The organism is Stackebrandtia nassauensis DSM 44728 (genome assembly GCF_000024545.1).
Lineage (GTDB): Bacteria > Actinomycetota > Actinomycetes > Mycobacteriales > Micromonosporaceae > Stackebrandtia > Stackebrandtia nassauensis.
The window spans coordinates 1,010,814-1,027,536 of record NC_013947.1; the positions used below are offsets into that span (position 1 = coordinate 1,010,814).

Sequence of the window (16,723 nt, forward strand, 5' to 3'; positions counted from 1 at the left end):
GCCAGCAGGCTAGCAGTCGGTGGACATCGCCTCGCTGAGCCATTTGACCGCCAACGGATACCGGTACTCGATGCCGCCGTGCCCACCGTCGAACAGTTCGAAGTGGACCTTCTCGTCGGGTATCCCGGCCGTCGACACCGCCCGCCGGAAGGCCATCGCCCCGGCGTCGAGGTGGAACTCGTCCCGGTTCCCGGCGTCGATCCACAGTGCCCGCATGGAGCGCAGTGCCTCGGCGTACTCGGGCTTGGCGGCCATCAGCACCGGATCCCAGTCCAGCCAACGCTGCCAGACCTCGGGGACCAGCGCCCCTATCTCGTCGAACGGCAGCCGCACGGTGCCGTCGGCGTCGGCGGAATAGGCCGCGGCGTACGCGTACACCTCCATGAGTTCGAGGTCGTTGGCCTTGGTGCCGGGGACGCGGCCGCGGAACTCGGCGAGGAACCTGTCGTAGGAGCCGTCGTAGGCGTCGCGCAGCATCCGGAACCGCTCGGGCAACTCGGCGCGGTAACTGGTCTCGAAGAGTGCGTCACCGGCGTGGGTGGCCAGGGCGCCGAACAGGTCGGGGCGCAGCATCGGGGTGACCATGGCGGCGAACCCGCCGGTGGACTTTCCGGCTACCGCCCGGTGGTCGCGATCGGCGATCGTCCGAAAGTGAGCGTCCACCCACGGCACCACCTCCTCACACAGATACGTGTGGTACCTGCCGGTGGCCGGCGAGTCCAGGTTCTGACTGCCGCCCAACGAAGTCCAGCCGTCTGAGTACACGACGATGGCCGGTGGCGTGTCGCCCGAGGCGAAGGCCGCGTCGACCACCTCCGGAATCGCCTGGCGGAACGGCATCCGGTTGAAGAACATTCCGATGTGGCCGGTGTATCCGGGCAGCCAGAAGATCGTCGGATACCGGCGGCCGGGCTCGTCGTCGTAGCCGGGCGGCAGGTGCACCAGCACCGGACGCAGGTGCGGATCGCCGAGTGGGTTGTCCCGCAACACGACGCTGTCGATCGTGTGCTGTTCGACGCGTCCGGCCAACTCGGCCGACCATGGCAACATAACCGTTCTCCTTCGGGTTGGGCGGCGTCAATGCTCACCGGTCGTTCCATCATGGTGCGCAACACGATGGTGGTGTTGGTGCCCGACACCGGCGGAATGGCCCGGACGCGTTCGATGACGTCGGCGAGTTCCTCGGTGTCGGCGACGCGCACCTTCAGCAGGTAGCAGTCGTCGCCCGCCACCTGATGCACCTCCAGCACACAACTCTCGGCCGCCAGTCGTTCGTTGATGAGCGCCTTCGCGCCCTCGGCGTACTCGAAGCGCAGCGTGATGAACGCGGCGGTGCCCGCGTCCACACTGGCGGGATCGAGGCTGGCGTGATAGCCGCTGATCACGCCGTCGTTCTCCAGCCGCTGCACCCGGTCGCGCACCGACGGCTCGGACAGGCCGACCTCGCGGGCGAGCGCCCGCACGGTCTGGCGGCCGTCGGCGGTCAACGCCCGCAGGATCGTCCGATCGACCTCGTCAAGCGGTTTCGTCATGGCGAAAATTACCTTTCCTGGCATTCAAGCCTAATATAAGATCAGGATTCTGACAATCTTGGCTAATTTAATGAGGCAAAGTGATATCGAAACCTAATTTCATGTCATCGCCTACGGTGTTGCCCTGGCTGGCGCTGTTCACCGTATGGATCTTCTGGGGATCGACGTACCTCGGTATCCAGTTCGCGGTGGAGACGATCCCGCCGCTGCTGATGGCCGGTTTCCGGTACCTGCTGGCGGGCGCGGTCATGTTCGCGATCGTCGGACCCCGGCACGCGCGCGGCCCCAACCGGCCCACCCCACGGCAGTGGCGCTCCATGGTCATCGTCGCGGTCCTGCTGCTCGTGGGCGGCAACGGCCTGCTCAGTGTGGGGGAGACCAGCATCGACTCCGGACTCGCGGCCCTCATCGTCGCGACCGTTCCGGTGTGGATGCTGCTGATCGACGCGGCGGTCAACCGGAGCCGGATCACCGTCACGATGGCCATCGCGCTGGCCCTGGGCACGGCGGGCGTCGGCGTGCTGGTCGGCGGCCCCGGCTCCCGCGTCGACCTCTTCGGCGCGATCGTCGTCCTCATCGGAGCACTGAGCTGGGCGAGTGGAACCGTCTACGCCCGCCGGGCCCCGCAGCCCAAGCACCCGCTCGTGGTGGCGTCGCTGCAGATGATCGCGGGCGGCGTGGTGCTGATCCTCGTGGCCGCCGTGACCGGCGAGTTCGGACGGCTCGAACTCGCCGCGATATCGGCCCGTTCGATCGCCGGATTCGGCTGGCTGGTCGTGGCGGGCTCCATGCTCGCCTTCACCGCCTACGGCTACGCCAACGCCAACCTGCCCACCAGCACCGTCGCCACCTACGCCTACGTCAACCCGGTCGTCGCGGTGGTGCTGGGCGTCCTGCTCGGCGACGAGTCGCTCAGCGCCAACCTGCTGCTCGGCGGCGGCATCATCGTCAGCGCCGTGGTCCTCATCGTCGGCGGCCAGGCCGCGAAACGCCGCGAGAAGCCACGGCCCCGCGAGGTCCACCGGCAAGCGTTACGTTGGTACCGAAGGCATCCGGAAGCGCAAAGGAGTCGTCGCCACATGTTCGCCACCCGACACACCACCAAACTCCCCGCCGACGAGGCCCTCCCCGGACGCCCCGGCCCGCTGCTCGACCCGTCCGACCGCAACGCCGCCCTGGGCACCCCGCTGCTGGGTCCCTACCCCGACGGCATGGAGATCGCCGAGTTCGGCGTCGACTGCTTCTGGGGCGGCGAAGCCCAGTTCTGGGACGTCCCCGGCGTATGGACGACCGTCGCGGGATTCCAGGGTGGACACACACCCAACCCGCTCGCCGACGAGATCCTCAGCCACCGCACCGGCCACACCGAAGCGGTGCGGGTCGTCTTCGACCCGGCGAAGACCTCCTACGAGAAACTGCTGGCCGTGTTCTGGTGCTCCGAGGACCCCACCCGCCGCGTCGACATGCGCGGGCACGGCCGCTCGGCCATCTTCACCCAGGACGCGGGACAGCTGGCCAAGGCCGAAGCCTCCCGCAAGGTGTACCAACGCGAACTCGACCGACGCGGCTACGGCGCGATCATCACCGAGATCCTGTCGGCACAGGAGTTCCCGTTCTATCCGGCGCAGCTACGCCACCAACAGCACCTGGCGCGCCACTGACTCGGCGGCGCGCCGCCAGCCTCACAGCCGTTCGATGACCATCGCCATGCCCTGGCCGCCGCCGACGCACATCGTCTCCAGCCCGTATCGGCCACCGGTGCGCTGCAAACCGTGCAGCAGCGTGCCGGTGATGCGGGCGCCGGTCATGCCGAACGGGTGCCCCACCGCGATGGCTCCACCGTGGACGTTGAGCTTCTCCAGCGGCACCCCGAGGTCCTGGTACGACGGGATCACCTGCGCGGCGAAGGCCTCGTTGATCTCCACCAGGTCCATGTCGTCGATGCCCAACCCCGCCCGGGCCAGCGCCTGCCACGACGCCTCGACCGGGCCGATGCCCATGATCTCCGGCGACATCGCGGTGACCCCGGTCGACACGATCCGGGCCAGCGGCGTGATCCCCAGCTCGGCGGCCTTGGTGTCGCTCATGACGATCACCGCGGCAGCGCCGTCGTTGAGCGGACAGCAGTTGCCCGCCGTGACCCGGCCGTCCGGCCGGAACACCGGCTTCAGACCCGACACGGCCTCCAGCGTCACGCCCGCGCGCGGCCCGTCATCGGTGGCGACGACGGTGCCGTCGGGCAGCGTCACCGGGGTGATCTCCTCGGCCCAGAAGCCGTCCGCGATGGCCTTCTCGGCGAGGTTCTGCGAACGCACCCCGAAGGCGTCCATCTCGGCGCGGGTCACCCCGCGCGCCAGCGCCAGGTTCTCGGCCGTCTGCCCCATCGCCAGGTAGATGTCCGGCACCTCACCCGACTCACGCGGGTCGTCCCAGCCGACGGCGCCGTTCTCAGCCCGATGCGCCGAACGCTCGCGGGCCGCGTCGAAGACCGGGTTCTGCCAGCCGCCGCCCACCTGCGCCTGCACCGGTTCCGGCAGGCCGTCGGAATTGCCGCGCCCGTACCGCGACACGGCCTCCACCCCGGCGGAGATGAACACGTCACCCTCACCGGCCTTGATCGCGTGCGCGGCCATCCGGGTCGTCTGCAGCGACGAGGCGCAGTAGCGGGTGAGCGTCGCGGCGGGCAGGTGGTCGTATCCCAACAGGACGGACACCACCCGGCCCATGTTGAAACCGGCCTCACCGCCGGGCAGTCCGCAACCCAGGTACAGGTCGTCGATGATGGCCGGATCCAGATCCGGCACCTTGTCCAGCGCGGCGCGCACCGCCGTGGCGGCCAGGTCGTCCGGACGCAGATCCTTCAGGGAACCCTTGACGGCGCGCCCGATGGGAGTGCGGGCGGTCGCGACGATGACGGCTTCAGTCATGGTGCGAACCCTACCCGCGTACCATGGCGGCGGCCGTAAACAGGAGGAGCAAGAGTGGACGTCAACACCATCGTTGTCACCGGCGGCGCCGGATTCGTCGGCAGCCAGCTGATCCGGGGACTGGTCGAGAAGTATCCGAGGGCGGCCATCGTGTCGATCGACAACTACTTCACCGGCCGCCGCGACGCCCACATCGACAACCCCCGCGTCACCTACGTGGAGGACTCCACCGTCAACATCAACAAACTGTGGGCCAACTCCGAGTTCGGCAAACCCGACCTGGTGTTCCACCTCGGCGAGTACGCCCGCATCCCGCAGTCCTTCGACGAACCCGACCTGGTGTGGGAGTACAACACCTGGGGGACCAAGGAAGTCGTCAAGTTCTGCACCGACAACCAGGCCCGGCTCATCTACGCTGGTTCCAGCTCCAAGTTCGGCAACGACGGCCAGGACGAACACCTCAACCCCTACGCGTGGACCAAGGCCAAGAACGGCGAACTGATCCGCAACTACGGCGACTGGTACGGCCTCGACTACGTCATCACCTACTTCTACAACGTCTACGGCCCCGGCCAGATCGAACAGGGCCGCTACGCGACCGTCATCGGCATCTTCGAGCGGCAGTACAAGGACGGCGAACCGCTGACCGTCGTCGAACCCGGCACCCAGACCCGCGACTTCACCCACATCGACGACACCGTCGCCGGACTGCTGGTCTGCGCCGAACACGGCAAGGGCGACGGCTACCTCATCGGTGCCGGACACGAATGGCCGATGCTGGACGTCGCCAAGATGTTCGGCACCGAGTACACGCTGATCCCCGCCAAACGCGGCGAACGGGTGCGCGGCGAAGCCGACAACGCGAAGGTGCGGGCGCTCGGCTGGGAACCGCGACAGTCCCTCGACCGCTACATCGCCGAGTTCGTGGCCCGCACCCCGCGCGGTTGACGCGAAGCTATGAGCGGTAGTTCGTGAACTGAAGCGCCACGTCGAAGTCGGCCTTCTTCAGCATCGCGATGACCGACTGCAGGTCGTCGCGTTTCTTGGCCGTGACCCGGATCTGGTCACCCTGAATCTGGGTCTGGACGCCCTTGGGGCCCTCGTCCCGGATGGCCTTGTTGATCTTCTTGGCCACGTCCTGCTCGATGCCCTGCTTCAACGCGCAGTCGATCTTGCTGGTCTTGCCCGAGGCGCGGGGCTCACCGGCCTCCATGGCCTTCAACGAGATACCGCGCTTGATCAGCTTGTCCTTGAAGACGTCCAGGGCCGCCTTGACCCGGTCCTCGGTCTCGGCGGTCAGCACCACCGCCTCGTCCCCGCTGCGTTCGATACCGGCACCGGTACCCCGAAAGTCGAACCGGGTGGACAGTTCCTTCGACGTCTGGTTGATCGCGTTGTCGAGCTCGGCGGAATCGAGCTCACTGACGATGTCGAACGACGGATTTGCCACGGTCATGCCTCCAGCGGATGGTTTTCGGGAAACACCCGAGCCTAACGCCGACGCCCAACGCCTTGGCAATCGGTTGACTGGGGACACATACTCGGAAGATGTCCTCGCCCCGCTCGCGAACCCCGCTGCGCCGCGTCACCTACGTTCTGTTGTGGATCATGGTGCTCGGCTGGGCCCTGTTCACCGGCTGGCGGCTGTTCGGCGCCGAGGTGGCCTGGCCCGTCGCCGTCGTCATCTCCTACACCCCCTACATCGCCGCCGCGATCCTCATCCCCATCGCCGTGGCCGTCTGGCTGCGCACCATCGCGCTGCTGACCGTCCTGGTGGTGTGCGCGTGCGCGCTCGTCGTCGTGCTGATGCCACGCTTCTTCGCCGACGGCGATGGCGCCGGTGACGGCCCCCAACTGCGCGTCATGACCGCCAACGTCCTCACCGGCGACGCCGACCTCGACGCGATCGCCGACCTCGTCGTCGACAACAAGATCGACGTCCTCACGGTCCTGGAACTCGACGCCGACGCGGTCGACAAACTCGCCAAAACCGAAGTGGCCGACCAACTCCCACACCAAGTCCTCAAACCCGCCGACAAGGCGGCCGGAACCGGCATCTACTCCCGCCACGAACTCACCGAGAACGACGAACTCGCCGTCGACGGCCTCTTCTACAACCCCGCCGCCACCATCGACGTCCCCAAAGCCGGTGACGTCGAATTCGTCGCGGTCCACCCCTCCCCGCCCATCAACCCCGACCGCACCCGCCACTGGCGCCACGACCTCCGCGCCCTCCCACCGGCCCCCACCGACGGCACCCCCCGCATCCTGGCGGGCGACTTCAACGCCACCCTCGACCACCGAATCCTCCGCGACCTCATCGCCATGGGCTACACCGACGCGGCCGACGCCACCGGCTCCGGCCTCACCGGCACCTGGCCCACCGACAAGAACTTCCCACCCAAGGTCACCATCGACCACGTCCTCACCAGCACCGGCATCACCCCCACCACCTACGCCACCCACACCATCCCCAACAGCGACCACCGCGCCCTCACCACCACGATGACCCTTCCCAAGCCCGACGACTAACCCAGTTGCGCCCCCGCCCAGGCTTGTGGTTATCCTTCTTCGGCGCGGTCGTCCACGGACGCCCGACAACACGGCGCGTTGCCCGAGTGGCCAAAGGGATCGGTCTGTAAAACCGCTGGCTCCGCCTACACTGGTTCGAATCCAGTACGCGCCACAGCTCGTGAAACGGCCCCCGACCTGGGAAACCAGTCCGGGGGCCTTTCGTATGCCTGTGCGACTGAGCGCAAGCCGATGCGATCGGATGCAGCTGTCCGGGACGAGGGCGGGACGAAGAATCCGTGCGAGCCTGCGAATGCCCTAAAGCGACACTCCTTGTTCTCGGAGCTGTGGAGTTCAACTCGGCACCGCCGTTGGCGGCGTTACCCCGGTGACATTGGTGACTATGGTGACAGAATTCCCGAAACTCGACCTTGACCAGCAAAAACACTCGCTCAACAAGCGTTGACAGAATGGCGACAAAATAGGGCTCGCGTTGACAGAGAAAACCCGCCAACCGACATCGCGAAGCTATGACCAGGGATAACCCTCTGAGGGCAATTCTCGGCGCCAAACTCGGATGCATCCTTACTCGGATATACCTCGAACGACGCGCAACCGCGCCTCGGCGACTGATGTGGGTTAAATCGGTCGGACTTCGGATCCGCCACAAGCCCCGTGCGGGCCGGTAGCATCGAAGCCATGACAACCGAGCCGACCGCCACGCCCGCTGGCGCCGAGATCCTTACGGCGATCGGCGCCGAACCCGACCCCCAGCGACGCGAACACGTCCAACGGGTCCTGTCCGATCACCGCGACCGCCGCGACCCGGCCGCCGAGGCCGCGATGCGCGAGCGCCTGGGATTGCCGCCCGCATCGCAGCGGACCGCCGCGTGACCGATCGCGACATCCACATCGTGCTGGATGCCTCGTCCATCGCCGCGTTCGCACGCGGATCAGTATCGGTCGGGGAAACCCTCGCCCTGGTCGCCGACGCCAGCGCCGCGATCGGTCTTCCCGTGCTGAGTCTGGCCACCGCCAAACTCACCGTTGACGACGACCACCTCATTGACTTCCTGGTTGACCACGCCGCCGCCGAAGTCCTCACGGCCACAACGGAATGGCGGGCACTAGCCGCGGCTACCGCTGATGTCGGACGTATCGACGCCGCCGACGCCGCGTTGGCCACCATCGATTCTGGCGCCGACCTGCTGACTGCCCAACCGGGTCTATACGCGGGACTCTTGCCGCCCGAGCGCATCATCCCTGTCGACGAGATCACCGACCAGCAGTAGCCCAATACCCGCCCGTGCCATCGGCGAAGCGAATTCTGTCTACGCCAGTCGTATTTTGTCGCCATTCTGTCAACACCCGCCTAGCGAGCGTCTCCCCAGGTAGACCTACGCTTACAGGAATTCTGTCACCATAGTCACCAACGTCAACGGGGTAACCGTGAACGGTCAAACTTGGGCATTGGACGCTGTTAGGGGAAATTAACCTAGGCACCCTCAGCTGAAACGCACAGCTGTGGAGCAAACTCTTCTCGGGAAGCTGGCCACGACCCTCCTGAGGCTCGGGTCACGTGATGTCCGTCTATTCACTTATTAGAAGGTGCGACTCGCTATCCTCACGGATAGCGAGCGTATGAGAACCATATGAAGTAGAAGTACCTGTGTGTGTTCCGCGCATCAACGTCGCCGTTTCGGCTGGTTCGGGTATTAGACCAGGTCAAGTCCATACTCTGGTGATTTGCCAGTGGTTTCACGATAGTCGCGCCCCGATGATTTGCCCATAAGAGACGGTGCTGCTCTCTGCGGCTCGCCGTAATCGCCCGTTTAGGCTGTCCGACCTGAGTGGCTAGCCGTTTCATAAGGAACGGCCAGCTGTCCTACCAGCTGGCCGCTCAGGCTCCAGTACCAGTTCATGATCCAAGGAGTCGCCTTGAGAGTATTCCGCACGTGGGGGCGGAAGCCAAGTCCCCCCGCTGCCGGTAACGATGACGTCACAAATATGGGACCCAAACCACGGCCCCCGTTTACTACTCGGACTCTGTTGCTGTTGTGCGTTGCCGCGCTGGCCGCAGTGGTTGCAAGCAAATCACCAAACCATGCCGTGGGTATCTCAATTTTCGTTGCTGTCTTTGTCGGTTTGCACGGCATCACCGGCGAGTAGCTATCGGTGATCCTGGTGTATGGGGCTTGTGGTGTGGATGTTTCGCACCTCAGGCCCCATCAATGACATCGCAGTTTCCGGTACTTGTGGACTTAAGACCCTAGGTGCTTCTGCCCTTTTCTGTAACTATTCAGGTCCAGTGGCGTGATCCTGCTGGGTGAATTTATGGCACCGATTGCAATGTCCAAATGATAGAAAGACACACGGTATGTTCGGACAACCCGGATTGCTTCAACCTGCTGGCCCAGCCCAGTCTGATTGGTTGGTGCATTTTTGCGGCCGACCGCCAGGCACCAGAAAGTCGCCATGTTTGCCGGAAGACATAGATGATCTAACTGCGGAAGAACGTCTCGAAAGTATTCTTTGGGAGGAAAGGGTTAGAGGGTTTGCTACCTTCAGCAGGCTTGATGGCCCCCGTATGGTGTGCTTTTCTGAGGCACCACTTCTCCATTTGAACTGGTTTTTTCAAGACAAGAAGTGGCCACAATGGGGGCTAATTTTCTCTCGGCAACAGGTGTACGATGTCGGTGGAGGGCCGGTTTGGCACCTTCGTGGCACGGAGATTGACCGATTGAATCCTGAGTTGCGGCATTGGGCTGTGCGTCTTGAAGTTGGTCCAGCACGGCGATCTGACTGGCTTCATGAGCGGGAGTGGCGGATCCCTCTTCCGGACGGATCAGAAGCGATAAGCCTGACTACATTTACTCCAGATAGGTCAGAAGAGTCTCTTCCGCTCGCACTTAAGTTGGAAGCAATCCTCATTGCGACAGCCGATTGGCAACCTTCGGAACGCTGGGAAGATGTAGAGACCGGACACTTTCTCAATGAGGGCGGCGGTGGCTATGTGACGCCTGATTACCATGGAGCCATCCCTGAAACCATCTCGGCGCCGTTGTTGCCGATTCTCTGGGAAAAGACAGTTCGCGTCATGTGGGATTTCGACAGAAAGACCTTTGTGAAAGTGGATGACACTGGCCACGCTCATTAAAAGGTAGCCATAGTGTCCGTCGATCTGATGAAATCGGGACGTCTTCGACGCTGAAGACATCCCGAGACGTCCCGTGATGCGGTTAGGGCATCCCACTGGGGTTTGAGACGCTGGCAAATCAGGTTGGTGTTTATATCCAAAGGTAACCCGAACCAGACAGGTCACTTGTCACCTGCTGCCCAGTTCGTTTTTGTGTTGCACCTTCCAGGACCATCCTGCGGTACCGGTACGGCTTCCGTGATGACCGTGCGCGGTGCCGATTGTGATGAAGTGTTGTCATGTCAAGGGTTGCGTGATCTTGGATGTGTTGTGAACGATGGTGGAGTGACTCAAAATGCATCGGGGAAGTCCGAGGATGTTCAGGCAGTTCAGTGGCGACGGTGGTGGGCGTTTGCAGTGCCTTTGACCATCATTGTGGGAGTTGCAATCGTGGCTGTGGTGTGGTGGCTGGTGTGGCCCAGCAACTTGCCCACCGCACCCCCAGAGCCTCTAGGTAGTCCGAGCTCCAGCGGAGCCACGGGAGACCCAGGTGCAAAAGCGTCGGACCCGGGAATGCTCCAGATCCAGGCGGTACGAACTATCCTGACCGCGGCCGCTGGAATCGGTGCCTTGTTCGGCTTGGTCATGATTGCCCGTCGACAGCAGCTACAGGAAGTTGCCCACGACCTTGATCGCGAAGTCGCCAGAGATAATCGGCATGACGCGACCGAGCGGCGGATCACCGAGTTGTACATGGCTGCCGCCGAGCAGTTGGGACACGCAAGGGCGGCGGTGCGCTTGGCGGCGTTGCATGCTTTGGATCGGTTGGGGCAAAACGACGTCAATCATCGGCAGGTCATCGCTGATATCTGGTGCTCGTACCTGAGGCAACCATTTGCGCTGCCAGCCCGATTCACTTCCATATCTCACACGAAAAAACAGCCTGTATCGGATTCGGCAAGAGCCGATTATTTTAGCGATCCCGAACCAGACTCTGGTATGGACTCAGCCGACTTGGAGTACGAGGTCCGCGCCACAGCCCAACGTCTCTTGGCCAGCCACCTTAGAGACCCCCGAGAAGAAGCTGATCGGAACGACAAGCCGCCGCCAATCACATCTGAGGGTTTTTGGGGCCTGTCCGGCATTGATCTGACCGGCGCCACACTTATCAACGCCGAGTTCATCGGTTGTTGGCTGGAATCGGCCAACTTCAGTCTTACTGAGTTCTATGGGGTCGCCATGTTCTTCGAAGCACAGTTCCAAGACGTTGCAATGTTCGTCGGGGCGCAATTCGACGGGGACGCCGAGTTCGGCAAGACGCAGTTCTACAAGGATGCCGTGTTCGCGGCAGCAAAGTTTCGCAACAATACTGGATTCAATAGCACCCGGTTCAAAGAGCGGGCCACGTTCGGCGGGGCGCATTTCGGCAGGGACACCGAGTTCGACGAGGCACAGTTCGACGGCGACGCCGTGTTTAACATGGCACAGTTCGGCGAGGACGCTGCCTTCACTGGCACACAGTTCACAGGTACTGCTTCATACAACGAGGCACAGTTCGGCAGAGATGCCTGGTTCAATGAGACGCGGTTCGGCGAAGCCACTGTGTTCGCAGGAGCGCAGTTCGGCGGAGAGGCTCGGTTTGATAATGCACGGTTCAGGGGGGCCGCCTGGTTCGACGGAGTCGCAATAGCGGACCGGATTGCAAGGCGCGACGCAACACAGTTCGGAGGCGAGGTCGGCTTTGACAAGGTTGTTGCAGTAATGAATCCGGGCAAGAAACGATTGCATATGTGGCCCTCAGGTTGGGCGCTGGAAGAGGATCCTGAGGGACTTCCAGGTTGGGGTCGCCTGCGCAAAGAGCCTATGCCTTCGAATCCGAAACTTGATTCTCCAGTGAGTGAGTGACGGCCGAAAGCAGTCCTCGGCCACCGCAAACCTATTCTTGTCGTTATCGCACCTGTTTTGTCGCTGTTCTGTCAACGCACCAAGATCGACGATCTCCGCAGGTCATGTGGGTGTTTCTGGAATTCTTTCACCACAGTCGCCAACGTCAACGAAGTTGGCCGTGTCGTGCTCCAGCGGGCCGCCCAGCCGTTAAGTCGATGTCGTTTGTGCGAGTGTGGTCGCTGACGTCAGCCTTCTCACCATTTCCCACTTCGGGCTGGTGTTCCCATATGGAGATGAGACACCCACTGTTTTGGCTGGTCAACGCCATATGGCTGCAAGCGATGCGCGGGATTCAATCAGCTCCTAACGATGCGTGAGCTCGGGCTGGCGAACAGCAACCTCTGTGCGTATACGAAGATATGTATACTAAGCGGGAGCACGTCACCGAGAAAGGAACGTCTTCCATGCCGGAGCACGCATACGTGGTGATCGCAGGGGACTATGCCCGGCGCATCCGCTCGGGGGAGCTACCCCCGAGGACACAACTGCCCAGTTACGCGGAGATCCAGGTGGACAACGTCACTGGCGAAAGGGTCTCGGACATCGTCGTTCGCAAGGCGATTGAGATGTTGATCAGCCAAGGGCTGGTTTACTCTGTCCGTCGCCGTGGCGTCTTCGTGGCCGACCAGCCAAGCCTCATCCGTATCTCCCCGGAGCGTTCGATGGAGAAGGCCGAGTCCACGTTCACCAACGAGAGCGGCAAAGAGGTGCATGTTGAGCGTGAGTTCAGCATCATCCCGGCGAATGCCGAAGTCGCGCAAGCCCTAGACCTCGAAGAAGGCAACGAAGTAAGTCACGTCGTTACGCGGGTCACCGAAAACGGGCAGCCGGTGTCTATATCGGACACATTTCAGCCGAAAGGGTTCGAAGGTACCGTCGATGCCGTGGTTCTCGAAGAGACCGTAAGCGACGATGAACCGCCCAATGAAGCCCATGCGGAATGGCTCAACGTCAAGGCGGGTGACCTCGTCAAGCGAGTCGACCAACGGTTCCTAGACGAAGTGGACCGCCCCGTCATGGTGTCTAAGGTGTCGTACCCGCGCGATCGATACAAGGCAATGACATTCCGCATGTCGCTGGAACCAGCCAGCTAAGAGCTACACCAAATCCGCATCACACGAACCCAAGAATCCTCTGCTCCGGCCGCCGCGCCTGGTTAATGCCTCCCGTTACCGGGTGCGGCGGCACTCTCCCAGCCAAGGAGCCGACCATGTCCACATTCTTCGCACCCGACCTGCGTAACCCGGTGGTCGCCTGGGAAGTCATTGCCCGCTCGGCGGTTCACATCGTCCGCGAAGCGCGCGCCAGCCGACGCCTCGAACCACTCAGCATCGACGGCCGCATGCTCCTCCACGGCCTGGCCGCCTTGGGAATCGACCTGGAACCACCAAAACCAACCCCCCTCCGCGCCAACCTCCAGCACAACCTGTCCGAACGCGAACACCAAGTCCTGCTCGGCATTGCAGGCGGCAAGTCCAACGCCGAGATTGGCCGCGAGCTCTACGTCACCGAGGACACCATCAAGACCCACGCGCGTCGCGCGTATCGCAAGCTCGGAGCCCGCGACCGCGCCCATGCCGTCGCTCTCGCTTTTCGACAAAACATCCTGCACTGAATCGTGTGAGGGGAAGTCATGCAATCTCAGGAAATTGTCTGGGGAAGTTTCGACTATGGACAACGGCACTATGTGGTCACCAATGGTGCTACGGCCAACATGATTCGAGTCTTTGTCGGAGATCCTCGTACGGGTGTGATGGTCTGTTCGGTACATGGGCTTGACGGACGGCCCGAGACACAGTGGAACTCGTCGTATCTGGAAACGTCGAAGGCATGGAAGGACGGCTTCGCGTACATGGCCGAACGAACCTACCTTGAAGGCCAGACACGCCGAGCGACCACCAGGACGTGCGACGGCTTATAAGGATCCAGTCCTGGTCCAGGCTTGTGCACCGTCGGTGTTGTTCCACCACGACACAAAGTTCGGGTCCTTGGATTCCATTCGCCAGCGAGCGGCCAGACCGTCAAAGAACAGGTCATCACCAGTCTTTCCGCCTTGTGGCTCACCAACATAGATGAGCTGTTCGCCTCCGGCGTCCTCGAAGGTTTTGAGGGCTTCGGAGGCCATTGTGTCTCCCCATCCCGGCGGCCAGCACAAGAGCAACGTTCGCGCCCCCAACTCATCGGGTTCCAGCTTTTCAAGAACGTCTACATCGGCCCACGTACCCGGAAGCACACCGGGTGCCGCATAGGTCTCGCTTTGATCTGAGGTCGGTGGTTTGATGTCGTAGGCGTCGATCGTTACTCCACTTTGGCGTAGGTGCTTGGCCCAGTATCCTCGCCCGGCTCCAAGCTCAACTATCGTCTGACTGCCACAGACCTCAGAAACCCACTGCACCGTTTCCGGAGCGAGTATCGCGAACGCATACGCGTCCTGGAGGACCGTCTGAGCGAACGCTAGCCGCGGACTGCCTTTGGGGTTGCCGCCGTCGATCACGCGCCGTTCACCGACGTCAGAAACGGCAGGGGCGACGATTTCCCAGTAGGGGTTCTGGGTGGTCGAGTTGGCTCGCGTCATCACCTCAATCAGTCGCAGATCGAATTCGCCGTCTCGTTGATCGTTCCCGGTTCCGGACAATGAAGGGGCGATGTCCAGGTACTCCGCGAGCTTCGGATACTCCGTCTTCAATCGACTTTCGTTATCTAGCAGCGAAAGCAGCTCTTCTCGGCGTTCTGGGCTCAGCTCCATGTCGCTCATTCTCGCGTAACTCCTTCCTCACGCTCAAGGCCCAAAGCTGGAGCGAGCCAGGTGTGATCTAGGTCATATAACTTCGTATACGTAGAGGTTGTACGTATACGAAGTTACGTATACGCTGAGCCATGCGAGGCCCACAAAGGCCAAGCGAGGCCCAGCAGTTGCACCTGCTGGACCTCATCGGGTCGAACCACTGAAAGGAGAGCGACCCAATGAACATCCTCTCAAGTCGGGTGCCAGATCCACTGGAAGATGTCGCCGAACCGACTGATGCGGAACTGATCGCGATCGAGGCTGAGTGGCCCGCGATCGAGGCCGACTGGACCGCAATCGAAGCCGATCTGATCGTGCTGGATGTCCAGCTCGCTGAGCATGTCGCGCACCACACCGTGGACGTTCAGGTCCAGCGGCAGACACGCCGCCGCACTCGCCGCGTTCTGGTGAAGGCGGTGGCCTAAATGACCATCTCCCTGATCTTCGCGGGCCTGGGTATCGCTTTCAGCGTTCTGGGCGCCGCCTTGTCCATTCGCACTTCGCGACGCTCTGAAGACGTCGACACCGAGGGCGCCTCCGAAGAGACTGGCCCAGCGCCGAAGCTGTCGGGCAGCCTGAACGCCGCCGCTGACCAGCTCGAAGACGCCATTGACGTCTTCGCTGCTGAGTACGGCCAACACCACCCCGCCGACGTAAACGGCGAGGCCGCACGACGCGTGTTCGCTCGCCTGGCCACCGTCACCAGTGACTTGAAAGCGCTGCGCGGCAACGGATCGGTGGTGACGTCGTGAGTATCCGCATCGAGAGGGATCGGATCGAGGCCACCCGCGCTGGGCAGTGGGCCGAACGCGTCGACGCTGACTCGTGGCGAGTGTCGTGGTTGGACGGTGATTGGAACCGCAACCACGCCATCGCCGCCCTCAATATCGCCGAGCTGGTCGCGATTGGTCCTCCGCTGGGCCACCCCTACTGGATGAACGTCGAAAACTTTCTGACTGAGCTGGGCGTCGACCCGGCTGTCCTGGACAACTTGATCGACCCCGAACCCGACGACGAGGGAGAGGACCTGTCATGACTATGACAACCGTCAAGAGTGCCTATCCGGCGTCGATTGCGGATCTGATGCCGAAAGCCCGCAAGATGGCTGAGGCCGAGGGCTTGCCCTCCCAGAACCGTTTTAAGGAGACACTGAGGATCGGTCGTCCCAAGGCCCGCGAACTTCGCGCGGCGTTGGAGGGCGAAGGGTTCCAGCCCCAGCGGCCCGAACCCGCAGTGCTTGACCCAGACCCGGCACCGGTTGTGCCGGATCCGGTGGCGGGCACCCAGCACGACACGATCGAACTACCTGTGGTCGTGGTGGCCGATGAGGACATAGCCACGCCAGAACCGCAGGACATACCGGTCGCAGACCCAGGCGCACCCACCGTCGAGGTTACGGAACCGGTAGCCGTCCACAACAGCGGCGACACTGGCAACGCCGACACTGTGGAGCGTAAACCCATCGCGGTATGGCCGGTGCTGCTGCTCCTGCTCCCGGCTACGGTCGCGATCTGGTCCGGTTGGGTGGGTCTGGGCAAGCTGGCCGGGTTCGGACCCGTGTCCCCGCTGCCGGGCATCGTCGATTCCTTCGTGATCGACACGTCCATCACGCTGCCCATCGGCATGGAGACCTACTCCGCTTACGCGCTCTACGTGTGGCTGTCCGGGCGGGCCTCGATCAAGGCCATCAAGTTCGCGCGGACCTCGGCGCTCATCGCGCTGGCGACCGGCGCTGCCGGACAGATCGCCTACCACCTCATGACCGCCGCCAACGTCCCTGCGGCTCACCCGTTCATCACCGCTGCCGTGGCCTGCATCCCGGTCGCGGTCCTTGGCCTGGGTGCCGCCCTGGCCCACCTCGTCAAGAACACCCAGGAGGGCTGAT

The 16,723-nt window shown here is 62.9% G+C and carries 16 protein-coding genes, 1 tRNA gene and 2 pseudogenes; 14 read left to right on the plus strand and 5 right to left on the minus strand.

The window, feature by feature from the left end; all coding sequences use genetic code 11:
* Positions 1-9: 9 nt before the first annotated feature.
* Both SNAS_RS36480 and SNAS_RS37450 read right to left on the minus strand, forming a co-directional pair.
* On the minus strand, positions 10-1,050 hold the full coding sequence (locus SNAS_RS36480) for an alpha/beta hydrolase (RefSeq protein ID WP_013016236.1): 1,041 nt from the start codon (positions 1,048-1,050) through the stop codon (positions 10-12).
* A 113-nt stretch (positions 1,051-1,163) separates the two neighbouring features.
* Positions 1,164-1,556: pseudogene (locus tag SNAS_RS37450) on the minus strand (Lrp/AsnC family transcriptional regulator); the annotation flags it as partial.
* Between the two features lie 77 nt (positions 1,557-1,633).
* Between SNAS_RS37450 and SNAS_RS32390 the strand changes: the two are divergent.
* Entirely contained in the window at positions 1,634-3,193 is a 1,560-nt protein-coding gene (locus tag SNAS_RS32390; protein ID WP_013016237.1) for a peptide-methionine (S)-S-oxide reductase, read from the plus strand.
* Positions 3,194-3,214: 21 nt separating this feature from the next.
* Here SNAS_RS32390 and SNAS_RS04730 read toward each other — a convergent pair whose 3' ends face one another.
* Positions 3,215-4,459: an acetyl-CoA C-acetyltransferase gene (locus SNAS_RS04730; RefSeq protein ID WP_013016238.1), complete on the minus strand. Its 1,245-nt coding sequence runs from the start codon at positions 4,457-4,459 to the stop codon at positions 3,215-3,217.
* A gap of 54 nt (positions 4,460-4,513) precedes the next feature.
* Here SNAS_RS04730 and SNAS_RS04735 point away from each other — a divergent pair, with 54 nt between their 5' ends.
* Positions 4,514-5,407, plus strand: a complete 894-nt coding sequence (locus SNAS_RS04735; RefSeq protein ID WP_013016239.1) for an NAD-dependent epimerase/dehydratase family protein — start codon at positions 4,514-4,516, stop codon at positions 5,405-5,407.
* 7 nt (positions 5,408-5,414) lie between these two features.
* Here SNAS_RS04735 and SNAS_RS04740 read toward each other — a convergent pair whose 3' ends face one another.
* Entirely contained in the window at positions 5,415-5,909 is a 495-nt protein-coding gene (locus SNAS_RS04740) for a YajQ family cyclic di-GMP-binding protein (RefSeq protein ID WP_013016240.1), read from the minus strand.
* A gap of 98 nt (positions 5,910-6,007) precedes the next feature.
* Between SNAS_RS04740 and SNAS_RS04745 the strand changes: the two genes are divergently transcribed.
* From SNAS_RS04745 to SNAS_RS36490, 8 genes and pseudogenes are all read left to right on the plus strand, one after another.
* Positions 6,008-6,991: an endonuclease/exonuclease/phosphatase family protein gene (locus SNAS_RS04745; RefSeq protein ID WP_013016241.1), complete on the plus strand. Its 984-nt coding sequence runs from the start codon at positions 6,008-6,010 to the stop codon at positions 6,989-6,991.
* Between the two features lie 72 nt (positions 6,992-7,063).
* Positions 7,064-7,145 (plus strand) — tRNA-Tyr (locus SNAS_RS04750).
* A gap of 524 nt (positions 7,146-7,669) precedes the next feature.
* Positions 7,670-7,864: a hypothetical protein gene (locus tag SNAS_RS04755; protein WP_013016242.1), complete on the plus strand. Its 195-nt coding sequence runs from the start codon at positions 7,670-7,672 to the stop codon at positions 7,862-7,864.
* Positions 7,861-8,262, plus strand: a complete 402-nt coding sequence (locus SNAS_RS04760) for a hypothetical protein (protein WP_013016243.1) — start codon at positions 7,861-7,863, stop codon at positions 8,260-8,262. Before SNAS_RS04755 ends, SNAS_RS04760 begins: the two co-directional genes overlap by 4 nt.
* Positions 8,263-9,449: 1,187 nt before the next feature.
* Positions 9,450-10,127 carry a hypothetical protein gene (locus tag SNAS_RS35005; RefSeq protein WP_144300397.1) on the plus strand — a complete coding sequence of 226 codons (678 nt, stop codon included), beginning with the start codon at positions 9,450-9,452 and terminating at the stop codon, positions 10,125-10,127.
* A gap of 552 nt (positions 10,128-10,679) precedes the next feature.
* Positions 10,680-12,011, plus strand: coding sequence for a pentapeptide repeat-containing protein (locus SNAS_RS04765; protein WP_013016245.1), 1,332 nt, complete (start codon positions 10,680-10,682; stop codon positions 12,009-12,011).
* A gap of 446 nt (positions 12,012-12,457) precedes the next feature.
* The gene (locus SNAS_RS04770; RefSeq protein ID WP_013016246.1) at positions 12,458-13,147 is read left to right on the plus strand and encodes a GntR family transcriptional regulator; all 690 of its coding nucleotides are present in this window, start codon (positions 12,458-12,460) and stop codon (positions 13,145-13,147) included.
* 332 nt (positions 13,148-13,479) lie between these two features.
* Positions 13,480-13,668, plus strand: a pseudogene (locus SNAS_RS36490) (response regulator transcription factor); the annotation flags it as partial.
* A 300-nt stretch (positions 13,669-13,968) separates the two neighbouring features.
* Here the strand turns inward: SNAS_RS36490 and SNAS_RS04780 are convergent.
* Entirely contained in the window at positions 13,969-14,808 is an 840-nt protein-coding gene (locus SNAS_RS04780; protein WP_013016248.1) for a class I SAM-dependent methyltransferase, read from the minus strand.
* Between the two features lie 209 nt (positions 14,809-15,017).
* On the opposite strand from SNAS_RS04780, the gene SNAS_RS04785 reads away from it, so the two are divergent.
* From SNAS_RS04785 to SNAS_RS04800, 4 genes are read left to right on the plus strand one after another with little or no spacing between them, the layout of a single operon-like run.
* The gene (locus SNAS_RS04785; RefSeq protein WP_013016249.1) at positions 15,018-15,263 is read left to right on the plus strand and encodes a DUF6284 family protein; all 246 of its coding nucleotides are present in this window, start codon (positions 15,018-15,020) and stop codon (positions 15,261-15,263) included.
* The gene (locus tag SNAS_RS04790; protein ID WP_013016250.1) at positions 15,264-15,590 is read left to right on the plus strand and encodes a hypothetical protein; all 327 of its coding nucleotides are present in this window, start codon (positions 15,264-15,266) and stop codon (positions 15,588-15,590) included. It abuts the gene before it with no gap.
* Positions 15,587-15,874 carry a hypothetical protein gene (locus SNAS_RS04795; RefSeq protein WP_013016251.1) on the plus strand — a complete coding sequence of 96 codons (288 nt, stop codon included), beginning with the start codon at positions 15,587-15,589 and terminating at the stop codon, positions 15,872-15,874. Before SNAS_RS04790 ends, SNAS_RS04795 begins: the two co-directional genes overlap by 4 nt.
* The gene (locus SNAS_RS04800) at positions 15,871-16,722 is read left to right on the plus strand and encodes a hypothetical protein (RefSeq protein WP_013016252.1); all 852 of its coding nucleotides are present in this window, start codon (positions 15,871-15,873) and stop codon (positions 16,720-16,722) included. Before SNAS_RS04795 ends, SNAS_RS04800 begins: the two co-directional genes overlap by 4 nt.
* The last annotated feature ends 1 nt before the right edge of the window (position 16,723 follow it).

Excerpts from the sequence above, each read along its gene's own strand:
- SNAS_RS36480 (WP_013016236.1), bottom strand. The coding sequence starts at position 1,050 with ATGTTGCCATGGTCGGCCGAGTTGGCCGGACGCGTCGAACAGCACACG.
- SNAS_RS32390 (WP_013016237.1), top strand. The coding sequence starts at position 1,634 with ATGTCATCGCCTACGGTGTTGCCCTGGCTGGCGCTGTTCACCGTATGG.
- SNAS_RS04730 (WP_013016238.1), bottom strand. The coding sequence starts at position 4,459 with ATGACTGAAGCCGTCATCGTCGCGACCGCCCGCACTCCCATCGGGCGC.
- SNAS_RS04745 (WP_013016241.1), top strand. The coding sequence starts at position 6,008 with ATGTCCTCGCCCCGCTCGCGAACCCCGCTGCGCCGCGTCACCTACGTT.
- SNAS_RS04755 (WP_013016242.1), top strand. The coding sequence starts at position 7,670 with ATGACAACCGAGCCGACCGCCACGCCCGCTGGCGCCGAGATCCTTACG.
- SNAS_RS04765 (WP_013016245.1), top strand. The coding sequence starts at position 10,680 with ATGCTCCAGATCCAGGCGGTACGAACTATCCTGACCGCGGCCGCTGGA.
- SNAS_RS04770 (WP_013016246.1), top strand. The coding sequence starts at position 12,458 with ATGCCGGAGCACGCATACGTGGTGATCGCAGGGGACTATGCCCGGCGC.
- SNAS_RS04780 (WP_013016248.1), bottom strand. The coding sequence starts at position 14,808 with ATGAGCGACATGGAGCTGAGCCCAGAACGCCGAGAAGAGCTGCTTTCG.
- SNAS_RS04785 (WP_013016249.1), top strand. The coding sequence starts at position 15,018 with ATGAACATCCTCTCAAGTCGGGTGCCAGATCCACTGGAAGATGTCGCC.
- SNAS_RS04790 (WP_013016250.1), top strand. The coding sequence starts at position 15,264 with ATGACCATCTCCCTGATCTTCGCGGGCCTGGGTATCGCTTTCAGCGTT.
- SNAS_RS04800 (WP_013016252.1), top strand. The coding sequence starts at position 15,871 with ATGACTATGACAACCGTCAAGAGTGCCTATCCGGCGTCGATTGCGGAT.